The sequence below is a fragment of the Devosia sp. genome, from assembly GCF_017307565.1.
Classification (GTDB): domain Bacteria; phylum Pseudomonadota; class Alphaproteobacteria; order Rhizobiales; family Devosiaceae; genus Devosia.
Window position 1 is genome coordinate 1 of sequence record NZ_JAFKHD010000366.1, and the last position, 1411, is coordinate 1411.

At 65.6% G+C, this 1411-nt stretch carries 3 protein-coding genes; all 3 read left to right on the plus strand.

Translation table 11 applies throughout. The features are described 5' to 3' along the window. A partial coding sequence (gene tsaB, locus J0I64_RS15325; protein ID WP_291409783.1) for a tRNA (adenosine(37)-N6)-threonylcarbamoyltransferase complex dimerization subunit type 1 TsaB occupies nt 1-510 on the plus strand: 510 nt, incomplete at its 5' end. Next, nucleotides 507-989 carry a ribosomal protein S18-alanine N-acetyltransferase gene (gene rimI, locus J0I64_RS15330; RefSeq protein WP_291409785.1) on the plus strand — a complete coding sequence of 161 codons (483 nt, stop codon included), beginning with the start codon at nt 507-509 and terminating at the stop codon, nt 987-989. The genes tsaB and rimI, both read left to right, overlap by 4 nt. A 36-nt stretch (nt 990-1025) precedes the next feature. After that, nucleotides 1026-1411 (plus strand): Fur family transcriptional regulator (locus tag J0I64_RS15335; RefSeq protein WP_291409787.1); only part of this gene is annotated, 386 nt, incomplete at its 3' end.

The following is a 1411-nucleotide window of genomic DNA, read 5'->3' on the forward strand; positions in this document are numbered from 1 at the left end:
ATCGCGACGGGCCACGCGGAAATCCTGTTCGATCGCCTGGGCGCCCTCCTCGCCCGCAATGGCCTGACCCATGCCGATGTGGAGCGCATTGCCACCACCACCGGCCCCGGCTCCTTCACGGGCCTCCGCATCGGCCTTTCGGCCGCCCGCGGCCTGGGGCTCGCGCGCCATCTGCCTGTCATTGGTGTTCCAAGCCTTCTCGCCCTGTCGCTCGGCGTTGCAAGCGGCCCGGTCACGGTGCTGCTCGATGCCCGCCGGGGCGAAGCCTATTTTCAGTCCTTCTCCGCGCCCGGCGTCGCCGAAAGCGAGCCGCAATTGCTGCCGATCGAAGAAGCGCGCAGCCGCGTGCCGGCCAGCGGCACGCTCATCGAATCGCCCTTTGTCGACCTCTCCGCCATGGTCCGTTTTGCCGCCGCCGCCGATCCCTCGGCCTATCCGCCGCATGCCGCCTATATCCGCGATGCCGACGCCAAGCCGCAGAACGCGGCGCGCATTCCGAGGCGCGTATGATGCACAAGCTCTGGATGGCCCCGCACGGGCTGCATGTCGAACCCGCCGAGACCCAGGACGCGCAGCGCCTGGCGCAATTGCACCAGCAGGGATTTTTCCGCGGCTGGCCGGTGGCCGATTTCATCGGCTTTCTCGCCGATGGGGCCACCCCGGCCTATGTCGCGTGCGACGCCAAGCGCCGCATTGCCGGCTTCGCGCTCATCCGCCTCGTTGCCGATGAAAGTGAATTGCTGACCATTGCGGTCGACCCCAAATGGCGCGGCAAGGGCGTGGGCAGGGCGCTGCTCGATGCCGTCTTTGCCGACCTCATGATGTCCCCGGCCCGGAAAATGTTCCTCGAAGTCGATGCCGAGAACCGTCCGGCCGTCAAACTCTACGAGCGGCTCGGCTTCTCGACCATCTCGTCGCGAAAAGGCTATTATGCCAAGCCCGATGGCAGCGCGGCCACGGCGCTTGTCATGGCGCGCGATCTTGGTTAACCCGGTCCAGATCGCGACCAGGCAGAAAGACATGGCATGAGCAAAGCGCCGTCCGAACCGACCCTGGAAGAAGCCTGCGTCGCCCGCGGCATGCGCATGACCGACCAGCGCCGCGTCATTGCCCGCGTGATCGAGGAAAGCTCCGACCATCCGGACGTGGAAGAACTCTATCGCCGCGCCTCGGCCATCGACCCGCGCATTTCGCTCTCGACCGTCTATCGCACCGTCAACCTCTTCGAAGAGGCCGGGCTCGTCACCAAACATGACTTCAAGGACGGCCGCGCCCGTTTCGAACTCATCCCCGACGAGCACCACGACCATCTCATCGATATCCGTTCCGGCCTCGTCATCGAGTTCCGCAACGAGGAAATCGAGGCCATCCAGGAAGTGATCGCCAAGCGTCTGGGCTATCGGCTCGTCGA